The sequence below is a fragment of the Streptomyces sp. NBC_01176 genome, assembly GCF_045039825.1.
Taxonomy (GTDB): domain Bacteria; phylum Actinomycetota; class Actinomycetes; order Streptomycetales; family Streptomycetaceae; genus Streptomyces.
In genome coordinates, this window is sequence record NZ_CP108600.1 from 8,322,301 (window position 1) to 8,342,849 (window position 20,549).

Annotated in this window: 16 protein-coding genes; 6 read left to right on the top strand and 10 right to left on the bottom strand. The window is 70.4% G+C overall.

From position 1 onward, the window contains the following. Positions 1 to 492: 492 nt before the first annotated feature. Complete coding sequence (locus OG199_RS36260) at positions 493 to 690, top strand: AlpA family transcriptional regulator (RefSeq protein WP_277312715.1); 198 nt, start codon at positions 493 to 495, stop codon at positions 688 to 690. A gap of 476 nt (positions 691 to 1,166) precedes the next feature. After that, positions 1,167 to 2,075 carry a hypothetical protein gene (locus tag OG199_RS36265; RefSeq protein WP_307797713.1) on the top strand — a complete coding sequence of 303 codons (909 nt, stop codon included), beginning with the start codon at positions 1,167 to 1,169 and terminating at the stop codon, positions 2,073 to 2,075. Positions 2,076 to 2,234: 159 nt separating this feature from the next. On the opposite strand, the gene OG199_RS36270 is transcribed toward OG199_RS36265, so the two are convergent. The 6 genes from OG199_RS36270 to xylB all read right to left on the bottom strand — a co-directional run bounded on the left by OG199_RS36270 (position 2,235) and on the right by xylB (position 10,701). After that, positions 2,235 to 3,758: an aldehyde dehydrogenase family protein gene (locus tag OG199_RS36270; protein ID WP_405833025.1), complete on the bottom strand. Its 1,524-nt coding sequence runs from the start codon at positions 3,756 to 3,758 to the stop codon at positions 2,235 to 2,237. A 56-nt stretch (positions 3,759 to 3,814) separates the two neighbouring features. After that, positions 3,815 to 5,143, bottom strand: coding sequence for a GAF domain-containing protein (locus OG199_RS36275; protein WP_356800402.1), 1,329 nt, complete (start codon positions 5,141 to 5,143; stop codon positions 3,815 to 3,817). A gap of 152 nt (positions 5,144 to 5,295) precedes the next feature. Continuing rightward, the gene (locus tag OG199_RS36280; protein WP_401806215.1) at positions 5,296 to 6,309 is read right to left on the bottom strand and encodes an acetamidase/formamidase family protein; all 1,014 of its coding nucleotides are present in this window, start codon (positions 6,307 to 6,309) and stop codon (positions 5,296 to 5,298) included. After that, on the bottom strand, positions 6,306 to 7,790 hold the full coding sequence (locus OG199_RS36285) for an APC family permease (RefSeq protein ID WP_405833028.1): 1,485 nt from the start codon (positions 7,788 to 7,790) through the stop codon (positions 6,306 to 6,308). Before OG199_RS36285 ends, OG199_RS36280 begins: the two co-directional genes overlap by 4 nt. 199 nt (positions 7,791 to 7,989) lie before the next feature. Then, on the bottom strand, positions 7,990 to 9,198 hold the full coding sequence (locus tag OG199_RS36290; protein WP_405833029.1) for an ROK family protein: 1,209 nt from the start codon (positions 9,196 to 9,198) through the stop codon (positions 7,990 to 7,992). Positions 9,199 to 9,255: 57 nt separating this feature from the next. Continuing rightward, entirely contained in the window at positions 9,256 to 10,701 is a 1,446-nt protein-coding gene (gene xylB, locus OG199_RS36295) for a xylulokinase (protein ID WP_405833031.1), read from the bottom strand. Positions 10,702 to 10,863: 162 nt separating this feature from the next. Here xylB and xylA point away from each other — a divergent pair, with 162 nt between their 5' ends. Together xylA and OG199_RS36305 are read left to right on the top strand one after the other, a co-directional pair. Continuing rightward, positions 10,864 to 12,030, top strand: coding sequence for a xylose isomerase (gene xylA / locus OG199_RS36300; protein WP_405833033.1), 1,167 nt, complete (start codon positions 10,864 to 10,866; stop codon positions 12,028 to 12,030). Between the two features lie 434 nt (positions 12,031 to 12,464). Then, positions 12,465 to 13,103, top strand: coding sequence for a hypothetical protein (locus OG199_RS36305; RefSeq protein WP_405833035.1), 639 nt, complete (start codon positions 12,465 to 12,467; stop codon positions 13,101 to 13,103). Between the two features lie 120 nt (positions 13,104 to 13,223). On the opposite strand, the gene OG199_RS36310 is transcribed toward OG199_RS36305, so the two are convergent. Then, complete coding sequence (locus tag OG199_RS36310; protein ID WP_405833037.1) at positions 13,224 to 14,525, bottom strand: SWF or SNF family helicase; 1,302 nt, start codon at positions 14,523 to 14,525, stop codon at positions 13,224 to 13,226. Then, entirely contained in the window at positions 14,522 to 17,374 is a 2,853-nt protein-coding gene (locus OG199_RS36315; protein WP_405833039.1) for an SNF2-related protein, read from the bottom strand. The genes OG199_RS36310 and OG199_RS36315 overlap by 4 nt, the downstream gene beginning before the upstream one ends. Before the next feature lie 248 nt (positions 17,375 to 17,622). On the opposite strand from OG199_RS36315, the gene OG199_RS36320 reads away from it, so the two are divergent. Then, on the top strand, positions 17,623 to 18,678 hold the full coding sequence (locus OG199_RS36320; protein WP_405833041.1) for a fatty acid desaturase family protein: 1,056 nt from the start codon (positions 17,623 to 17,625) through the stop codon (positions 18,676 to 18,678). Positions 18,679 to 18,829: 151 nt separating this feature from the next. Further along, positions 18,830 to 19,012 carry a hypothetical protein gene (locus OG199_RS36325; protein ID WP_356800411.1) on the top strand — a complete coding sequence of 61 codons (183 nt, stop codon included), beginning with the start codon at positions 18,830 to 18,832 and terminating at the stop codon, positions 19,010 to 19,012. 133 nt (positions 19,013 to 19,145) lie between these two features. Here OG199_RS36325 and OG199_RS36330 read toward each other — a convergent pair whose 3' ends face one another. Both OG199_RS36330 and OG199_RS36335 read right to left on the bottom strand, forming a co-directional pair. Continuing rightward, complete coding sequence (locus tag OG199_RS36330; RefSeq protein ID WP_405833042.1) at positions 19,146 to 20,006, bottom strand: hypothetical protein; 861 nt, start codon at positions 20,004 to 20,006, stop codon at positions 19,146 to 19,148. A gap of 135 nt (positions 20,007 to 20,141) precedes the next feature. After that, positions 20,142 to 20,447 carry a hypothetical protein gene (locus OG199_RS36335; RefSeq protein WP_356800413.1) on the bottom strand — a complete coding sequence of 102 codons (306 nt, stop codon included), beginning with the start codon at positions 20,445 to 20,447 and terminating at the stop codon, positions 20,142 to 20,144. Between the last annotated feature and the right edge of the window lie 102 nt (positions 20,448 to 20,549).

The window sequence follows — 20,549 nt, forward strand, 5'->3', positions numbered from 1 at the left end:
GTTTCCACCGGGCTGTGCGTATGCGTCTGCGCTGCTGGCCCCTTCGGCGAGGACCTGCTGCAACGTGGCTATCGCCGCAATAGGGCCGTCCTCGCACATGTTGCGGCGCGCCCCGGAGCTGCAACTCGGCACACGGCCCGTGCCATCGGGGTTCCTGAGCGTGTCGTGGTGGGGAATCTTGACCGCCTAACCGACGACGGTCTGCTGCGGCTCGTCGCGGACGGTGGGCCCCCAGCTCTGCGTTCATACCGGCTGGCATCCTGACTGCGGCCAGCCCGAGAAGCTGTCGGATTCATCTGATGCGGCGCGCAACATAGACCACGATCGCCGGTTAGCCAAACCGGCGATCGTCGCGACCATTGAGAAGTTCGCATCGGTTCACTTGGCGGTGGAGCTGTGCGGACGCTGTGATCTTCCATGCCGACGCTCAACTGGGTTAGCTCTTTGGTGCTGCCCAGCGTCTGGCGACTCGTTCAACTCTCCTGGAGAAAAATGGCTCGCCCTCCTGCGCTCAAACTCGCCGAGGTCCTGACGGAAATCCGAATGAGTCCGTCAGCATTCTACCGACTGCGCGCTCGCGGTCATGCGCCCCGAATGATCAAACTTCCGAATGGTGAGCTCCGCTGCCGCCGTGTCGATCTAGATGCGTGGTGGGAAGCGTGTGAAAGGGATACGCCTGAATGGCGATGAGCTACAACGTCCGATTTTGGGACACGCGTGAGCGCCCTGGTCGGCAGAGCCGTTTCCAGGTGCGATGGACCGTCAACGGGCGGGAGAGGTCCGAATCCTTCAGCACTTTCGGGCTCGCAGAGAGCAGGCGTGCAAAGCTTGTGACGGCGGCGCGCGAGGGTGAACCATTCGATGAACGCACAGGTCTGCCTGCCTCGGAGCTACGGGCCATCAGGCAGCGGAAAACATGGTACGCACTTGCCCATGAATACCTAGAACAGCGATGGGATCGAACCCCAGGCACCACGCGCCGCACTCTGGCCGATGCCTTTGCCACGATTACGCCCGCGTTGGTCCAACGCGGCGCTTCATACCCGGAGCCGCGGGTGCTTCGTCGTGCTCTGTACTCCTGGGCTTTCAACAAGAACGCATGGGACCATCAACCGGTCGAAGAGTGGCAGCGGGCTCTGGATTGGATAGCAAGAAACTCCCTGCCCGTGAGTTCACTGGGGGAAGCGGACGTGCTGCTACGGGCGCTCGATGCACTCTGCCTCAAGTTGGACGGTAATGCCGCCGCGGCAAAGACTGCGCGGCGGAAGCGGGCTGCTTTCAATGAAGTGCTCAATATGGCAGTTGAGAGAGGATACTTTGCGGAGAACCCTCTCAATGGGATCAGGTGGAACGCCCCAGCTGTCAACGACGTGATAGACCCGGTAGCGGTCCCCAACCCGGCGCAGGTTGCCCGGCTTCTTGCCTCGGTGGCTGCACAACCGGGTCGCGGTCCTCACCTGGAGGCGTTCTTCGGCTGCATGTACTACGCGGCGATGCGACCGGCGGAGGTTATCCACCTCCGCAGGCCGCAATGCCACTTGCCCGAGGCAGGATGGGGGATGCTCAATCTGTCCGGTGGCGTCGTTGTGGCGGGCAAGGAGTGGAGCGACGACGGCGCAGTCCACGAGGTGCATTCACTCAAGCGACGAGCGGCTACCGCCACGCGAGCAGTACCTATCCCTCCGCAGTTCGTCCGCATGCTACGCGCGCACATCGAGCGCTTTGGGGTGGCAACGGACGGTCGGTTGTTCCGGAATGAGGCAGGGAACTACGTGGACGCAGCTGCGTACGGTGTGACGTGGTCGCGGGCCAGGAAATACGTCTTCACCCGGGTCGAACTGGCCTCCGGCCTGGCCAAGCGTCCTTACGACCTGCGACACGCTGGAATCTCCTTCTGGTTGTATTCGGGTGTGGATCCTGCGGAGTGTGCTCGTCGAGCGGGCCAGAGCATCGAGGTTCTGTTCCGCTTCTACGCCAAGTTCCTCGACGGCCTCCAGGAGCACGCCAACCGCCTCATCGAACAGTCGATGAAGGAGTGGGACCGCGTCAGTCGAGGCGAAGCTGCAGTCGAGTGAGCCGTCCTGGACCGGAAATAGACCGGAACAGCTGGTCCGGAGCGGGATAGCTATGGGAGGAACTGGGAGTTTCCACGTGAATCACTCTCGGCTGTTTCTGAACCGAGCGACAGGTGCCTGACCGGTGAAAGCCCAGGTCAGGCACCTTTTCTCATGCCCCTAGAAGAACCCGAGCTTCTTCGCCGAGTACGACACGAGAAGATTCTTGGTCTGCTGGTAGTGCTCCAGCATCATCTTGTGCGTCTCCCGGCCGATGCCGGACTGCTTGTAGCCGCCGAACGCCGCGTGCGCGGGGTAGGCGTGGTAGCAGTTCGTCCAGACCCGGCCCGCCTGGATCGCGCGGCCCGCGCGATAGGCGGTGTTGATGTCGCGCGTCCACACACCGGCCCCGAGGCCGTACAGCGTGTCGTTGGCGATCTTGATGGCGTCGTCGAAGTCGTCGAACGACGTGACCGAGACGACGGGGCCGAAGATCTCCTCCTGGAAGATCCGCATACGGTTGTCGCCTTCGAAGATGGTCGGCTGTACGTAGTAGCCGCCCTTCAACTCACCGTCGAACTCGATGCGTTCGCCACCGGTGCGGATCGTGGCACCCTCCTGGCGGCCGATGTCCAGGTAGGAGAGGATCTTCTCCAGCTGGTCGTTGGACGCCTGCGCGCCGATCATCGTGTCGGTGTCGAGCGGGTGCCCCGGCTTGATCAGCTCGGTGCGGGCGACCGCCGCCTCCATGAACTCGCCGTAGTTCCCGCGCTGGACGAGCGCACGCGACGGACAGGTGCACACCTCGCCCTGGTTGAGCGCGAACATCGTGAAGCCCTCGAGCGCCTTGTCCCGGAAGTCGTCGTTCTGTGACCAGACGTCGTCGAAGAAGATGTTCGGCGACTTGCCGCCCAGCTCCAATGTGACCGGCTTGATGTTCTCGGAGGCGTACTGCATGATCAGCCGCCCCGTCGTGGTCTCGCCGGTGAACGCCACCTTCGCCACCCGCGGACTGGAAGCGAGGGGCTTGCCCGCCTCCACACCGAAGCCGTTGACGATGTTGACGACGCCCGGCGGCAGCAGATCCGCGATCAGACTCATCCAGTAGTGGATGGACGCCGGGGTCTGTTCGGCGGGCTTGATGACGACCGCGTTGCCCGCCGCCAGCGCCGGCGCGAGCTTCCAGACCGCCATCAGGATGGGGAAGTTCCACGGGATGATCTGCGCGACGACACCGAGCGGCTCGTGGAAGTGGTAGGCGACGGTGTCGTCGTCGACCTCGCCGAGCGAGCCCTCCTGGGCGCGGATCGACCCCGCGAAGTACCGGAAGTGGTCAATGGCGAGCGGGATGTCGGCGGCCAGGGTCTCGCGGACCGGCTTGCCGTTCTCCCAGCTCTCGGCGACCGCGAGCTTCTCCAGGTTCGCTTCCATCCGGTCGGCGATCTTGAGCAGGATGTCGCCGCGCGCGGCGACGGAGGTCCGGCCCCAGCCGGGCGCCGCGGCGTGCGCGGCGTCCAGGGCGCGCTCCACGTCCTCGGCGGTACCCCGCGCCACCTCCGTGAACGGCTGCCCGTTCACCGGACTCGGGTTCTCGAAGTACTGACCGCGAGCCGGCGGCACGTACTCGCCGCCGATGAAGTGGTCGTAACGCGCCTGGTAGGAGACGATCGCGCCCTCGGTGCCGGGCGCCGCGTAACGGGTCATGCTGGTCTGCCTCCCGGAGAAGCGCCGCCCGCCGTTGGGCAGCTCTCGCCCCGAGGCTAGAAACGCGGACGTTGCGACGACGTTGCGGACGTGTGCACGTGGCCTCGTCCGCCGGGCCTTGGGGGCAACCATCCGGCGGGTGCGGCCTGTTCGGACTCCACCTCGTCGAGCCGCGCCCGTACCGCGGCCGTCGGGCGTACGGCGGCCAGCGCCCGCCAGACGTCGAGATCGTCCTCGCCCCACGGGGCGCGTGCCCAGTCCGCCAGCAGGTCGGGGTCGCGGCGCGCGATGAGCGCCGTACGCAGTCCGTCCGCGAGCCGGCGCCGCAGGCGCACGACTGCCGGAGCCACCGAACCAGGAAGCAGCGGACCGGCGTACGCCGTCATGGCCCCCGTGATCGCGCCCGAGCCGAGCCGACGTTCCACGACCGCGACGTCCGACTCGACCGGCGCCGTGAGCCGGTAGGGGCGCGAGGCCAGCAGGCCGGAGTCCAGCAGACGGCGCAAGCGGGTCAGCTCGGCTCGCAGTGTCACCGGCGTCACCGACTCGTCCTCGTACAGCGCGCACAGCAACTCGTCGCCCGTCAGGCCTTCCGGGTGCCTGGAGAGCAGCACCAGGATCTCGCTGTGCCTGCGACTGAGCCCGACCTTGCGCCCTCCCGCGACCAGTTGCGCCTCGTCACGGCCCAGCGCGGTCAACTCCACCGTGTCCGCTGCCGTTTTCGGTGGTGCGAGCAGCGCCAGCTGGGACTCCGCCGCCCGTGCCACCGCCTGCACGAAACCGAGACTGTGCGGATGCGCGAGTCCGTCCCCGCCGGTGATGTCGATCGCGCCGAGCACCCGGCCGGTGCGTGGGTCGTGCACCGGAGCCGCCGCACACGTCCACGGCTGGACGCGCCGTATGAAGTGCTCCGCCGCGAAGACCTGTACCGGACGGTCGACAGCGACCGCGGTCCCCGGCGCGTTCGTACCGACCGCTGTCTCCGACCATCGGGCGCCCGGCACGAAGTTCATCCGTCCCGCCTGGCGCCGGGTCGACGGATGGCCTTCGACCCACAGCAGCCTGCCCTGCGCGTCGCACACGGCGAGGAGATGCTTGCCGTCCGCCGCGAACGTCCCCATGAGCTCGCGGAAGAGCGGCATCACCGCGGCCAGCGGATGCTCCGCCCGATAGGAACCCAGATCGCCGTCCGTCAGCTCCACCGTCGCGGTCCCGTCGGGTACGACACCCGCCCGCGCCGAGCGCCGCCACGACTCGGCCACCACGGAACGCACCGGACGTGGCACCGTGCCCGCCTCGGTGAACGCCTCGTGCGCGCGGCGTAGGGTGCGCACTCGTTCGACGGGATCGGCACCCGGTTCCAGGGCAACCCATGGATCGGTCATTCGGCCTCCCGGAACGGCGATGGGGCTGGGACCATCGTCACGTCCAGCGAGGGTCCGGACAAGCTCTGTGACGATGCGGCGGCTGTCGGATCAGGCGGGTCGGCCGCCATCGCGTTGGGGACGGAGACGCAAAGGGGCGTCGGCCCCGTCGCTCAGAGGCGCAGCGCCGTGGCGGTCTCGCGCAAGCGCGCGTGCAGACCACGATGTGTCTCGCGCGCCGGCAACCACTCCTTGCGCAGCTTCGCGACGCAGGTGTAGTTGGTGTCGCAGACGTTGGCGAGTGGCGACTCGACCGCCTGTGTGGCGAACTGGTACGCGTCCAGGTCGCTGAACCCGTAGTCACGCACCAGCCATTGCACCAGGTCGAGTTGGGAAATACGGAAGGCGTCCTCCAGCGGGCGGGCCGAGCCGGTCGAGATGATGTGCGTGTCGGACTCGATGCGCGGCCAGGGGGTGGCGACTCCCTTGAGCAGCTCGACGATCACCACCGTGTTCATCGCGCACTCGACCGCCACGCCACACGTCTCGCCCTCGCCCTGGCGCGCGTGCCCGTCACCGAGACTCAGGAGGGCCCCCTCGACGTTCACTCCGAGAAAGCAGGTGACGCCGGCCCGCATCTCCGGCGTGTCCATGTTCCCGCCGTGGGCGTCCGGCACCAGTGCCGAGCGCACCTCCAGATTCGCCGGCGCCACCCCGACCGTGCCGTGCATCGGGTCCATGGGCAGCTCGATCCGGATGTCGCTGTCCCGTGCGCGGAACAGGGCGGTGCGCCGCTCCCGGTCGAGCTGCCAGATCCACACCGTCTCGGGCAGCGGCGGCTGGAGCGTCGCCGTGGTGTGGGTGGACGTGAGCGCGCCGAACAGCGGGACCGTCGTGGAGGCCGCCCAGTCGCGGGCCGGCTCGATCGACACGAAGTGCACCGCGACGGTGTCGCCCGGCTCCGCGCCCTCCACGTGGAAGGGGCCGGTCTGCGGATTGAGGAACGGGAACTCGCACACCTCGGACACCAGGTCCTTCTCGGAACGGACCCGCCCGGCGAAGCAGTCCTCCGTGTACAGATCGAGGATCGTGCCAGGCGCGATGCGCGCCACGGGCGGCGCCCCGCCGAACGTCCACGCGTACTCGCCGGGTTCGGGCCGTACCGTCAGGATGTGAGGGTCGCTCATGGCTGTGCTGCTCCGCTCTGTCGAGGATCGGGGGAGGGGGTCTCGTCGAGGTGGACACGGGCGGTCTCGGCTATGCGCCCGGGATGGCGGCGCGAGACGACGATCAGTACCACGACCCCGGCCGTCATCCAGACCCCGACGACCGGTCCCGCGTACGACACGGGCGCGGTGAGCTCGGAGACGAAGTCGAAGACGGGCAGTCCCGCGGCGGTCAACAGGGCGGGCACGAAGGCGACGATGCCCAGTAGCGGGAACAGCAGATGTCGTCCCGGATGGAACAACTCGCGTGCACGGCGCAGGAAGTAGCCCGCACAGGCGAGGTTCACCACGATGTACACACCGATCACGACTGTGACGATCACCGTGGCGAGCAGCAGGAACGCCGTCACCGGGTCATAGGCGAAACCGAGCCCGAGCATGGCCGCGATCGCCACGGCGCACTGTATGGCGACCCCGGCGACGGGGGAGCGGTGCCGAGGGTGCAAGCGTGCGAACAGCTCCGGGAAGACCCTGATCCGGCCAAGGGCGAAGGCCGTCCGGGTGGAGACGGTCGCGCAGGCGTTGGCGTTGGCGATGGTGGAGTTGACCACGGCCAGGAACACGAGCACCCAGAACAGCCCGAACGAGGCGCGGGCCACCCCCTCCCAGGACGCGGCTCCGGAGGCTGAGAAACCCGCGAAGCGGTCCGGGCCGACGTACACGGTCATGGCGTAGGTGGTCAGGACGTAGACAAGACCGATCGCCAGTGCCGCACCGAGGACCGCACGGTGCATCGTCCGGCGCGGGTCCTTCGTCTCCTCGGCGAGCGGGGCCGCCGCCTCGAACCCCGCGAAGGCCAGCACGGTGTAGACCGATCCCGCGAACACGCCGCTGACGCCTTCGTATCCCTCGGCGGTGTGCGACGTCCCGAAAACCGACAGGGTGTTGTCACCGCCCGCCTTGACGATCAGCCATAGGGCGAAGACGACGAAGACCAGCACCTCGAAGACGCCGAGGACGGTGCCGAAGCGGGCCGAGGCACGCACTCCGAAGTAGCCCGCCACCGCGATGATCCCGGCGCCGGCGAGCGACCACGGCCACCACAGGTCGCCCGGGTACGAGGACCACTCCTGGTGCAGCGTGCCCGCCGTGGTGAACCCGAGCTGCAGAAGCAGCAGCGGGGGCACCAGGGCTTCGACGAACACATAGCCCCAGCCGACCAGGAACCCCACTGCCGGGTGCAGCCCTTGCGCCGCGTAGGTGGCCACCGAGCCCGCGGAGGGCAGTTGCCGCGCGAGCTCGGCCACAGACGACGCGGTGAACAGGCACGCGACGAGGGCGATCAGTACGGACAGCGGCAGACTGCCGCCCGCGAACGCGGCGCCCGACGGAATGGACGCGGCGACCGCGGCGGCCGGCGCCATGGCCGTGACACTCTGGAACAGGACCTCGCGCAGCCCGATGGCGTCGCGCCGCAGTCCCGGAACCGATTCCCCCGACATGTGATCCCCCGATCCGCCTGGACACCGAGCCACCGGCCCGATGGCTGCGCCTCGCGTGAATCACGTTACGGCGCTTGCCGGTTGGGCTGGAAGAGCGAGGCGTGAGTCGGTGGACAAGTCCCGGGCTGTGGACAACCCGGCCACCCGAAGGGAGGAACGGGAGCCCCGCGCCGCGTGCCGCGACGGCCACGACCGTGCGCTACGGCCGTCCCGCGACCGACGACGGATCGTCGAGCACGGCCCGCACGACCGAGTGGGCGGCTCCCAGCAGTGGTCCCTGCGGACCCAACCGCGAGACGGCCACGGCACAGGCGGGACCCGCCGTCCGTCGCGCCAACTCGCCCTCCAGCGACGGCAGCAGCCACGGCGCGAGGCCGGACAGTGCTCCGCCCAGCACGACGGTCTCCGGGTCGAGCAGGTTGACCGCCCCGGTCAGCGCGATGCCGAGCGCGGTCCCGGCGTCGTGCAGGGCGCGTCGTACTTCCTCGTCACCTCGGGCGGCGCGCTCGGCCAGTACCCCGACGCGGTCGCCGCCCGGTTCCAGACCGGCGGCGCGCAGGACGGCCTCCTCACCCGCGTACTGCTCAAGGCATCCGCGTCCGCCGCACGGGCACTCCGGCCCGTCCGGACGCACCGGCACATGCCCCAGCTCGCCCGCGAACCCCCTTGTTCCGCGCAGCAGGTGCCCGTCCACGAGCACCGCCGCGCCGATGCCGATCTCCGCCGACACGTGCAGGAAGTCGCGGGCGGTCGCCTCGCCGAGCCAGAGCTCGGCGAGGCCCCCGAAGTTGGCCTCGTTGTCCACGGTCAGCGGCAGTTCCGGAGGCAGCAGCGCCCCGAGATCCGTGTCGTGCCAGTCGAGGTTGGGGGCGCGGACCACGGTCCGGGCGTCACGTGCCACCAGGCCGGGCACGGCGACCGCGAGGCCCGCCGGCCACAGTCCCTCGCGCTCGGCCTCGGCGATGACCTGACGGACCAGCGCGGTCAGTTCCCTGATCACGGGGCCGGGCCGCCGACCGCGGTTCGTGCCGTGCCGGACCGCGCGGGCCCGTACGTCTCCGCGCAGGTCGACCGCGCACGCCGCCAGATGATCAACGCCCACCTCCGCGCCGATCCCCGCGGGCCCGTGCCCGCTGACCGCGAGTGCCGAGCCGGGGCGCCCCACCCGGCCGGGACGTTCGGGGCCGAGCTCGTCGAGGAGTCCGGACCGGATCAGCTCGTCGACCAGCGTGGAGACGGCCGCCCGGGTCAGACCGATCCGCGAGGCGACGGCGGCACGCGACAGCGGCCCCTCGGCCTTGACGGTGTGCATGACCCGGGAGAGGTTGCGACGGCGCATGCCCTGCTGGGTGTTGGGCAGCCGACGGCCGGGACCGGTCGGGTGGGCCTCGTGCAGCGGTGCGGTCATGCCTCCGTCAGTCCTCGTCCGGCCGGTCCCCGTGGGGCTGCCCTGGTCTGTGCGTGGTCAGTTCCTGTTCGACTCCCGTTCCAGCAGCGGGGCCGCGTCGGAGAGTACCCCGGCGATCCTCGCGAGCGTCTCCTCGTCCCGTTCCACGGCGTCGAGCACCGGGCCGTGGGCCGTGCCCCAGCGCCGGGCGACCGCGGCCGGGTCCTCGCCGGTCAGCAGACCCGCGGCCTGCGCGGCGGCGCCCAGCGCGACCAGTTCCCTGGCGTCGGGCACCTGGACCGGGCGTCCCGACAGCCGGCGTACGGTCTGCTGCCAGGCCGTGCCCCGGGCACCCCCGCCGATGAGAAGCAGCGGCGCGGAACGGTCGGCGTCCGCGTCGAGCACCAGGTCGAGGGCGCCGAGGAGCGAGTGGACCGCGCCGTCGTACGCCGCCTGGAGGAGCTGCCCGCCCGTCGTGTCGTGCCGCAGCCCGTGCAGCAGCCCCGAGGCGTGCGGCAGGTCGGGGGTGCGCTCGCCGTCCAGGTAGGGGAGCAGGGTCACGCCCGCGCCGGGTTCCACGGCCTCGCGGTCGAGCCCCAGCAGGGCCGCGACACGGTCGACGGCGAGGGTGCAGTTCAGGGTGCAGGCCAGCGGAAGCCAGTCGCCGCGCGCGTCGGCGAAGCCCGCGACGGTACCGGTCGGATCGGCGGGGCGCCGCGTCGAGACGGCGTACACCGTGCCCGAGGTGCCGAGACTCAGCACCGCGGTGCCGGGGCGCAGCCCGAGGCCGAGCGCGGCGGCCGCGTTGTCACCGGTGCCGGCGGCGACCAGCGTGCCCCTGGAAAAGGGCAGCTCGTCGCGGGCGTGCGCGGTTCCCGCCACCTCTCCCGGCCGGACGACGCGGGGGAGCAGGGCGGGGTCGAGGCCGATGTGCGCGAGGACCTCCTCGTCGTACGCCTCGGACCCGGACGCCCACCAGCCCGTACCGGAGGCGTCGCCACGGTCGGTCGTGGCCTCTCCGGTCAGGCGTTCCGTGAGGTAGTCGTGCGGCAGCCGTACGGCGGCGGTGGCGCGGACGGCGTCCGGCTCGTTCTCGGCCAGCCAGGCCCACTTCGTGACCGTGATGGAGGGGCCGGGCACGGTGCCGGTGCGCTCGGCCCAGGCCTTCGGGCCGCCCAGCTCGTCGATCAGCCGACGGGCCTGGGGCGCCGAGCGCACGTCGTTCCACAGCAGCGCCGGGCGTACCGGATCGCCCTGGGCATCCAGGGTGACGAGCCCGTGCTGCTGGCCGCCGATCGAGACCGCCGCGGCCTCGTGGGCCGCGTCGCCGCACTGGTGGAGCGCCTCGCGGAGGGCGTCCCACCACTGCCGCGGATCGCTCTCGCGGCCCGCTCCGGTGGAGACCGTGTGCGGCGCCTGCCCGCTCGCCACCACCCGACCGGTGGATGCGTCGACGACCAGGGCCTTGGTGGACTGGGTGGATGTGTCCACCCCGACGACGAGCGGACCCTCGGCTGCTGACATCGGGTTCTCCCTCTTCCGCGGCTCCGCGGGATCTGTCCTGATGGTGGGCTTTTGGGCCGGCGCGGCCCAGGTTTCACACTTCGTCTCTTCCCAGGGACGCCTTCGCATACTAATTTGTTAACCGCCATGACGAAATAGTCGGAGCTAACAAGGAGCCGCGGCATGAACTACCAGCCCACCCCCGAGGACAGGTTCACCTTCGGCCTGTGGACCGTCGGCTGGCAGGGAAGGGACCCGTTCGGCGACGCCACCCGGCGCGCCCTCGACCCGGTCGAGTCGGTGCAGCGTCTGGCCGAGCTGGGGGCCTACGGTGTGACCTTCCACGACGACGACCTCATCCCCTTCGGGTCCTCGGACAGCGAGCGCGAGTCGCACATCAAGCGGTTCCGCCAGGCCCTGGACGCGACCGGCATGCGGGTGCCGATGGCCACCACCAACCTCTTCACGCACCCCGTCTTCAAGGACGGAGCGTTCACCGCGAACGACCGGGACGTGCGCCGCTACGCGCTGCGCAAGACGATCCGCAACATCGACCTCGCGGTCGAACTGGGCGCCCAGACGTACGTCGCCTGGGGCGGCCGTGAGGGCGCCGAGTCAGGCGCCGCCAAGGACGTACGCGTCGCCCTCGACCGCATGAAGGAGGCCTTCGACCTCCTCGGCGAGTACGTGATCGCCCAGGGTTACGACCTGAAGTTCGCGATCGAACCGAAGCCGAACGAGCCCCGCGGTGACATCCTGCTGCCCACCGTCGGTCACGCGCTCGCGTTCATCGAGCGCCTGGAGCGCCCGGAGATGTACGGCGTGAACCCCGAGGTCGGCCACGAGCAGATGGCCGGGCTCAACTTCCCGCACGGCATCGCGCAGGCACTGTGGGCCGGCAAGCTCTTCCACATCGACCTCAACGGCCAGACCGGCATCAAGTACGACCAGGACCTGCGCTTCGGGGCGGGCGACCTGCGCTCCGCGTTCTGGCTGGTCGACCTTCTGGAGAGCGCCGGATACGCGGGACCCAAGCACTTCGACTTCAAGCCGCCGCGCACCGAGGACCTCGACGGGGTGTGGGCCTCCGCGGCGGGCTGCATGCGCAACTACCTGATCCTGCGGGAGCGTTCGGCCGCCTTCCGTGCCGACCCCGAGGTCCAGGAGGCGCTGCGCGCCTCACGCCTGGACGAGCTGACGCAGCCCACCGCGGCGGACGGTCTGCAGGCGCTGCTCGCCGACCGTGCGACCTTCGAGGAGTTCGACGTGGAGGCGGCTGCCGCGCGCGGCATGGCCTTCGAGCGGCTCGACCAGCTCGCCATGGACCACCTGCTCGGCGCACGGGGCTGATGACGCGCCGGTGAGGCGTGAGGCCCGCTTCCTGTTGTTGCGGGCCCGCGCCTCCCGGCGGGGATCTCTGCCGGAATTCTTCGGAATCGTGCGGTCCATGGCATGAGTCCGTATCAACTTCCGCGCGGGGGTCGCCATGTGACCGGTTCGAGGTGACTCTGGACGGTATGGCCACGCCGCCCTTACCGCCCCAGCCCCCTCGGCCGCCGGGAAACCCACCACCTCGAGGAGGTGGTGGCTTCGGTCCGCCGCCCGAAGGCTACGTGCCCTCGTCCGACGGCCATGGCTCTCCTTCGGGAGGTTACGGCTCCCCGTCGCAGGACGGTGGCGGTGGCTGGTACCCCCCGCCCCCGCCACCAGCGCCGCCCGGTGGTCCTGGAGGACATCGTGGAGGGCGGCGCCGCAGCCCTCTGCTCCTGCTGCTCGTCGCGGTCGTGGCCCTCGGAGCCGTCGTCGCCGTGGTCCTGTGGGCCGGCGGTGGCAGCGACAAGCCCGACAAGAAGGGGCCCACCGAGAGCAGTGGCGGCACGAAGAGCTCTCCCTCGCCCTCGCCGAGCATCCCGTCCGAGCTGCCCAGCGCACTGCCCAGCGCACTGCCCAGCGCACTGCCCAGCGCACTGCCTTCAGGGCTGCCCTCGGAGTTTCCGTCGGAACTGCCGAGCGGCCTGCTCAGCGATCTGCCGAGCGGTCTCGAGTCCCTCGTCCCGAATCTGGCCGACGACGAAGTGCCGTACTACATGTTGGGAACAGGCGACTGTTTCGACACCAGCGCGGCCCGGCCCGGGCAGGCGGCAAAGCGCCCGTGCGGCGCTCCGCACGACGCGGAAGTCGTCAAGGTGGGTGAGCTCAACGGCACCTACGCCACCGACACCGCTCTGCAGAAGGCCGCCTCGGCCCTCTGCGAACCACCCCTGGAACACAAGGCGGCACAGCAGCCCGCGGGCACCGTCCGCGGCTCCCTCGTGCAGTACCCGGACTCCGGCACCTACCGGACAGGTATCGACAAGGTGGCCTGCAGCCTGGCCGCGGACATCGGTGACGGCACGCACAGGCTCACCGCGCCACTGACGTGACCGGCGCGCACGCGTGGCCGTTGTTCGCGCCTCACACACGCGTGCCGTACGAAAACCGACCCGAGGTCAGGATCCGGTACGGCGGTCGCACGTACGCCCGACCTGGTCGAGCGCGCGGCGTCATTCGTTGATCGGGACACCGCGCGGATCTCCCCCTGCCGTCGCGAGGGCCGTGGCCGGATCCCGGACCGCCTGTCCCACAGGAGTCCAAAGGCCACCCTCCTTGCGATACGGCCACCACCGGCCGTCCTGCCCGAGGCGCAGCTGGACCGGCGCGCCGACCACGGTCCAGCGGTTGCGGGAGGCGATCAGCGACGGCCGCTCGTCCTCGTCCCAGGCGGACGCCAGCGCGGCCCGCGCGCGTGCGTGTGCTTCGGGCCCCAGGGTCCACTCGTCCTCGAGCACGGACAGTGCCACCGCACCGCCGAACTGCCAGGCACGCGCCGCGAGTGTGAGTTCCTGGCGGTCGCGTCCCGAGCCATGGGCGAGTCGCTCGGCGATCGGCGTGTCCGGGCCGGCCGCCGCGAGACGGGCCGCGTCCTGCTCGACCGTCAACTGCCCCTCCGGTGGCTGCGACCCATGGCCCGGTCCGACCGCCAGGGCCAGCAGCCGGTACGCCTCGGCCGCCGTCGCCATGGCCAGGAACTCCAGGGCGGGCGGGTCGACGCCGGGCGCGGGCGCGGTCCCGGTGTCCAGGGAAGGCGGTCGTCCAGGCCTTTCGGGCAGTACGGGAAGGGCGGGCAGGGGAGGCAGGATGCCACCGGCGGCGTATGCCTCGGCCGCGGCCACACCATGTCGAGGGGATTCCGGGACTGCCTGGGGATGCCGGGTCTGCGCCATCGTGCCGTCGGCGGCGCTGCCGCGCTGTTGGAGTTCATCGAGCAGCGTCCGTTCGGCGCGCCCGCGCAGGAGCAGCAGGGTGAACGGGTCGTGGTCCAGCAGGCGCGCCATCTGATAACAGAGCGCCGAGGTGTGCGCGCAGTGGTCCCAGGCCCCGCAGTCGCAGTCGGCTTCCAGGTCACCGAGCCCGGGGAGCAGTTCGACGCCCGCGTCCGCCGCCTCCTCGACCAGGTGCGGCGGCATCTCACGGTCGAGGAGCGCCGCGACGTGTCCGGCCCGTTTGACGGCCATGTCCAGGAAGCGCTCCCACCGTGCATCGGCCAGTTCCTGAACCAGTACGTCGGCCCGATGCGTGGTGTGATCGCGATCCCGGACGACGGCCGTGATGCGTCCCGGACGCACCGAAACGGAACCCACCGCCCCCGCGCGCGCGAGCCTGCGGCCCGCCTTGAGCTGTTCGGAGTCCAGCGACGCGTCCTCCAGCGCCTTCACCCAGGCGCGACCCCACCACGTGTGCGCGAAGCCCCGCCCGCGCAAGGGAGGAAGAGCCGCAAACGTGCGTTCCTTGTCACCTTCTGTCATCGTGTGCCCCCGCGCAGCTCCACCAGTTCGGCCAGTTCGGAGTCGGTCAGTTCCGTGAGTGCCGCCTCCCCGGCACCCAGGACCGCGTCCGCCAACCGCTGCTTGCGCCGCAGCATTTCGGCGATGCGGTCCTCGATGGTTCCCTCGGCGATCAGCCGGTGCACCTGCATGGGCCGGCTCTGGCCGATGCGGTACGCGCGGTCGGTGGCCTGTGCCTCCACCGCCGGGTTCCACCAGCGGTCGTAGTGCACGACGTGCTCGGCCCGGGTCAGGTTGAGGCCCGTTCCCGCGGCCTTCAACGACAGCAGGAAGACGGGGACCTCGCCCTCCTGGAAGCGCCGCACCATCGCCTCGCGCTCGTTGACGGGCGTCCCTCCGTGCAAGAACTGGGTCGGTACCCCGCGTGTCGCGAGGTGGCGCTCGATGAGGCGTGCCATGCGCACGTACTGGGTGAAGACCAGAACGCTCGCGTCCTCGGAGAGGATGGTGTCGAGCAGTTCGTCCAGCAGCTCCAGCTTCCCGGACCTGCCGGGGATCCTCGGCAGGTCCTCCTTGAGGTACTGCGCGGGGTGGTTGCAGATCTGCTTCAGACCGGTGAGCAGCTTCACGATCAGGCCCCGCCGCGCCATGCTGTCCGCGCCCGAGATCTCCGCGAGTGTCTCGCGCACCACCGCCTCGTACAGACCCGTCTGCTCGGTCGTGAGGGAGACGGCATGGTCGGTCTCCGTCTTGGGCGGCAGCTCGGGTGCGATGCCGGGATCCGACTTGCGGCGTCGCAGCAGGAAGGGCCGGACCAGCCGGGCGAGCCGCTCGGAAGCCGCCGGATCCTGACCGCCCTCGACGGCCTGCGCGTACCGCGTCCGGAAGGAGCCGAGACTCCCGAGCAGACCCGGAGTCGTCCAGTCCAGGATCGCCCACAGTTCCGAGAGGCTGTTCTCCACCGGGGTGCCGGTCAGCGCCACGCGCGCGCGTGCGCCGATGGTGCGCAGCGCCCGGGCCGTCGCCGAGTAGGGGTTCTTCACGTGCTGGGCCTCGTCGGCGACGACCATGCCCCAGGGCACCTCGCCGAGCCGCACCGCGTCGAGCCGCATCGTGCCGTACGTGGTGAGTACGAACTCCCCGGCCGGCAGGCCTTCCAGGTTGCGCCGCGAGCCGTGGAAGCGGCGCACCGGCGTACCCGGTGCGAACCTCTCGATCTCGCGCTGCCAGTTGCCCATCAAGGAGGCCGGGCACACCACGAGCGTGGGGCCCGTGGCCGACCGGTCGGTCTGCCGGTGCAGATGCAGTGCGATCAGAGTGATCGTCTTGCCCAGACCCATGTCGTCGGCGAGACAGCCGCCCAGTCCCATGGAGGTCATCCGGGCCAGCCAGTTGAGACCGCGCAGCTGGTAGTCCCGCAGTGTCGCGCTGAGTGCGACGGGCTGGCCGACCGGCTCCTGCGACTCGGGGTCCGCCAGCCGCTCCCGCAGCGTCGCCAGCCAACCCGAGGGTTGTACGTCGACCCGGTGGCCGTCGACCTCCGTCGAGCCCGTCAGAGCGGCGCTCAGCGCGTCGATGGGTGTGACCTTTCGGTCCTGCTGTGCCCGGGCGCGGCGCACCTCGTGAGGGTCCACGAGGACCCACTGGTCGCGCAGTCGCACCATCGGACGGTTCGCCTCGGCGAGCACGTCCAACTCCTGCCGGGTGAGCGGCTGATCGCCCAGCGCGAACCGCCAGTTGAAGGTGAGCAGCGCGTCCGCAAACAGAAAGGACGGCGTGTCCGACGACACCTTCTCCGGCCCCCGTCCCTCGTCGGACGGACCGACGACCGCGCGGGTGGTCAGCTTGCGGGCCGGCTCCTTGGGCCAGTGCACGTCGACGCCGGCGAACGCCAGCAGACGGGCGCCCTCGCCGAGGAGCTCGGTCACCTCTTCGTCCGCGAGGTCCACGGCATCCGGAACCGTCGCCGAGAGCAGCGGCGTGAGCGGGGCCCAGGCGTGCGCCGCGCGGCGCAGGGCGAGCAGGACGTCCATCCGTGCGCGCGGGCCGAAACCCGGCGCGCCGGCCCAGACCGCGGGGGCGTCCGCGACGACACCGGGATCGCTCACGCTGTGCACCTGGAGCACCCCGCGGAACGGCACCCGTGTCTCGTCCGCCTCGACCGACGCCAGGCCCGGGATCTCGACGCGCAGCGATACGCGCACGCCCGCGTCGTGTCCTGCGGCCACGTCGGCCGCCCAGGCGCGCTGCTGAGGTACGTGCTGCGGTTCCTGTGCGGCGAAGGCAGGACCGCCCGCGGCGAGCGACGCGGCGGGGGAGCGGGGAAGTGCGTCGGCCACCGCGTCGAGGAAGTCGCGCAGCAACCGCGCCGGATCGGGCAGTCGCGGCGGCTCGACGTCGCCCACCGGCACGGCGTGTGCCTCGGGCGGCATCGCGGCGGCGAGCTCGCGCATCCGTTCCAGGTCGTCGGCGCGCAGCGGCCCCGCGCGCCACGCGTCGTGGCCGTCGCCGGTCAGCCCCGGCAGCAGCAGCCCCCGGGCGGCGAACTGGAGCGCGAGCACGGAGGCGGCTCCCCAGAACGCCGTGGCCCGGTGCGCCCGCTCGGCGGCACGCGCGCGTGTGAGGACCGGCAGCGCGGCCCGGACGGGGAGTTCGACGGCGGCCACGGTCACCAGATCGACACCCGCGTGTCCGGGCAGGACGACGGTCAGGTCCCGCGCGGTGCCCGACGCCACCGCCGGAGGGGTGTCACCCTCGGGGCGCCAGAAGGCGACGCTCCCGGTGCGGGCGGGTTCGGTGGGCATGAACACGGCACAACAGTGGGCCAGTTCGGAGATCTCGGCGGGTGTGGCCGCAGGAATTCTCTGCACGGCGAGACGTATTCCTCAAATTTGACTACTCGGGGTCGGGGTGGCCGAGGGTACAGCACTTCCCCAGCCCGGGGAGGCACGCCGCCGCACTGAAACGGCACACCCCGCATCGGGGGTGCAGGTAACCCCCCTGTGCGCGCGGGGGAAGCCCCCGTACGCATCCGGGTGATGGTGCCATGGCTGCCGACGGGCTCCGATTCGTACGTTTCATCAGGTCAGCCCGTGCCTGAGAGAACCGGAGACCCACCATGCCCGACACCGCCGCAGCCGTCGCGGAACATCCTCCAGCGGTAGACGTCGGGCAGTCACCAGGAAGCGGGTTCGCACCTCTCCTGCGCGTCGTCAGGAAGCAGGGTCTCCTGGAGCGGCGCCTCGGCTGGTACGCGCTCACGATCACCGTGAACGCGCTCTTCCTGGCGGCGATCGTGACCGGCGTCATCCTGCTCGGCGACACCTGGTGGACGACGCTCCTCGCCCCGCCCCTAGCCGTGTTCTCGGCACGGACGGCCTTCATAGGCCACGACGCGGGCCACTCACAGATCACCGCCGACAAGAGGACCGGCCGCGTGATCGGTCTGATCCACGGCAATCTGCTCCTGGGGATGAGCTACGGCTGGTGGAACGACAAGCACAACCGGCACCACGCCAACCCCAACCACATCGACAAGGACCCCGACGTCGTCGCCGACGTCCTGGTCTTCACCGGTGAGCAGGCCAAGGAGCGGGCCGGGTTCCGGCGGTGGCTCACGCGCAACCAGGCCTGGCTCTTCTTCCCGCTCACCCTCCTGGAGGGTGTCGCTCTGAAGGTCCACGGCTTCCGGGACCTGCGGAGGCAGACACCGCGCGAGCGGGCGGTGGAGGCACTCCTGCTGGTGACGCACGTCGTGGCGTACGCGACGCTGCTGCTCACCTCCATGTCCCTGGGCAAGGCGCTGGCCTTCGCCGCGCTGCACCAGGCGCTGTTCGGTCTGCACCTGGGCATGGCCTTCGCGCCGAACCACAAGGGCATGGAGATGCCCGACCCGGACGGTGAACGCTGGGGCCATCTGCAGCGCCAGGTGCTGACCTCGCGCAACATTCGCGGCGCCGTCCTGACCGACTGGTTCCTCGGCGGCCTCAACTACCAGATCGAGCACCACCTGTTCCCGAGCATGCCCCGGCCCCACCTGAGGCGCGCCCAGCCGCTGGTACGGGCACACTGTCGGGAACTGGGTATCCCCTATGCGGAAACCGGGCTCGTCGACTCCTACCGTCAGGCCCTGCGCCACATGTACGAGGTCGGTGAGCCGCTCAGGGCCGAGTAGTCGCGGAAGGAAATCGGGGACGCGTTCGGAGGGACTCAGGGGTGAGTAGGGGAGCGCCTCAGGGATCTCTCAGGGTCGCGCACTGGAACCGAGGACGGCGCGAACCCGTTTTCAGGACAGAGAGCGGCAGCAGCCGCGAAGGAGGCGACACATGTCGAAGAACGCGAAGATCGCCGCAGGAGGTGTGGCGGTCGGCCTCATCCTGCTGATCTGGCTGCCCTGGTGGGCCGCCTTCCTGATCATGGTGGGGGTTCCGGCGGCCGCGTACCTGACGCTGGACCCCTCGCAACGGCGCCGGCTGCGCCGCGTCACCCGCAAGGAGCTCGGACGCTGAGCACCGCCGGCGCGGCGTGGCCCCGCCCGGCGTAGAGGAGAGACGACGGACACACCGCCGCTCGCGGGCCTGACGGGCGTACGGCCCGCGAGCGGCAGCACGCACCGTCCGCGGTGGTCGCGCGGCGCGGTGCTCAGCTGGGGCGAACGGCCATCTTGTCGAGGGCTTCCAGAAGGCCGGGCAGTTCGGGGCCGCGTCCGACGGGAAGGACCTCACCGGGTTCGTCGTCCAGGAGGACGAACGCGATGTCGTCGGTCCGGGCGACCATCGACCAGCCCGGGCCGTCCGCCCGCAGGGTCCGGGCGTCGCCGGTGGCGAACGAAGACCGGACCCGGCCGAGTGGCGGCGGCGTGTCCACGTAGGACCGCGCCTCCGCGAGCACCCGGCGGATATCGCTGCGGCCCCTGCCGTCGCTCGCGGACTCGTCCTGAGGCGTGCCCTCGTCCTCTGCCTTGTCCTCCGCCTGAGCCTTGCTCTCCGCCGTGACGAACTCGTCGTCGTCGATCTGCTCCCGCCACGTCGACCACTGCAGGGCGATCTCGTCGGCGCCGAGACGGCGTTGCGCCGGTCCCCAGTCGGTGGTGTCCGGGGGGCTGAGCGGCGCCCGCTCCGTGAGCTCGGGAGCGGGGTCGTGCGGGGCAGGAACCCCCGGCGCCGCGACAGCGACCGCGAGGGGCCAGCCCGGCAGCGCGCAGACGACCGTCCGCTCGTCGGGGGACAGTTCGTGCTCCATGCCGCAGTCCCAGGACGCGATCGCGACGGCGACCAACGAGACATCGTCGATGACGACCGTCCACCGCGCGCCGTCGCCGTCCTGACCGAGCACGATTCCGTACCCGTCGGCCAGAGGCGCCAGGTCGAGGGCCGCGCAGGCCTCCGGATAGTCGTCCCCCAGCACGCTGGGGAACTTCGAGGGCGTCAACAGCACCGCCGTCAGCACATACAGCGCGTCGTCGTCCCCGGTGGCGACGGTGTCACCATCCGTCCCGGCCATCCCAACCTCCCCATCGCAACGTTCGTCGGCGCACCCTAGTGCGACCGGAAGGTGCTTGTCACGGGCCCGAAGCCCACGCGGAGCTGCAGTTATCCGGCTGGACAGGGGCGAAACGACCGTCGCGGCCCCTGACCGTCAGCCTGTCGGCAGACCGAGCAGCGTCCGCGCCACGGTACGGGGTGACTCGTCACGCTCGCGGGCCAGGGCGATGACCGCGCGGCAGGCCAGTTCGTTCACCCCGAACGACAGGGCCTCGGGCGACACCCAGGCAGCGGCCTCGTCGATCCGCTCCTGGTCGTCCTCCGCGCACGCCGCCACATAGGCCGCGGCGGCTTCGAACAGGTTGTGCGCACGCCTCTCGGGTCGCTGCTTCGCGGGCCGCCGCCCTCCGGCCTCCTCAGCCGTCCTGGGGCCCCACAACATGCGGAATCTGGCGAACATGCCGGACATCGGACCGCCTTCCCCTGCGGACTCGTCATCGCTGACCGTTCCTCTGCTGCTACTCAACGTAGAGTTGAAGCCTCGGAGGCAGAAGGGGGACGG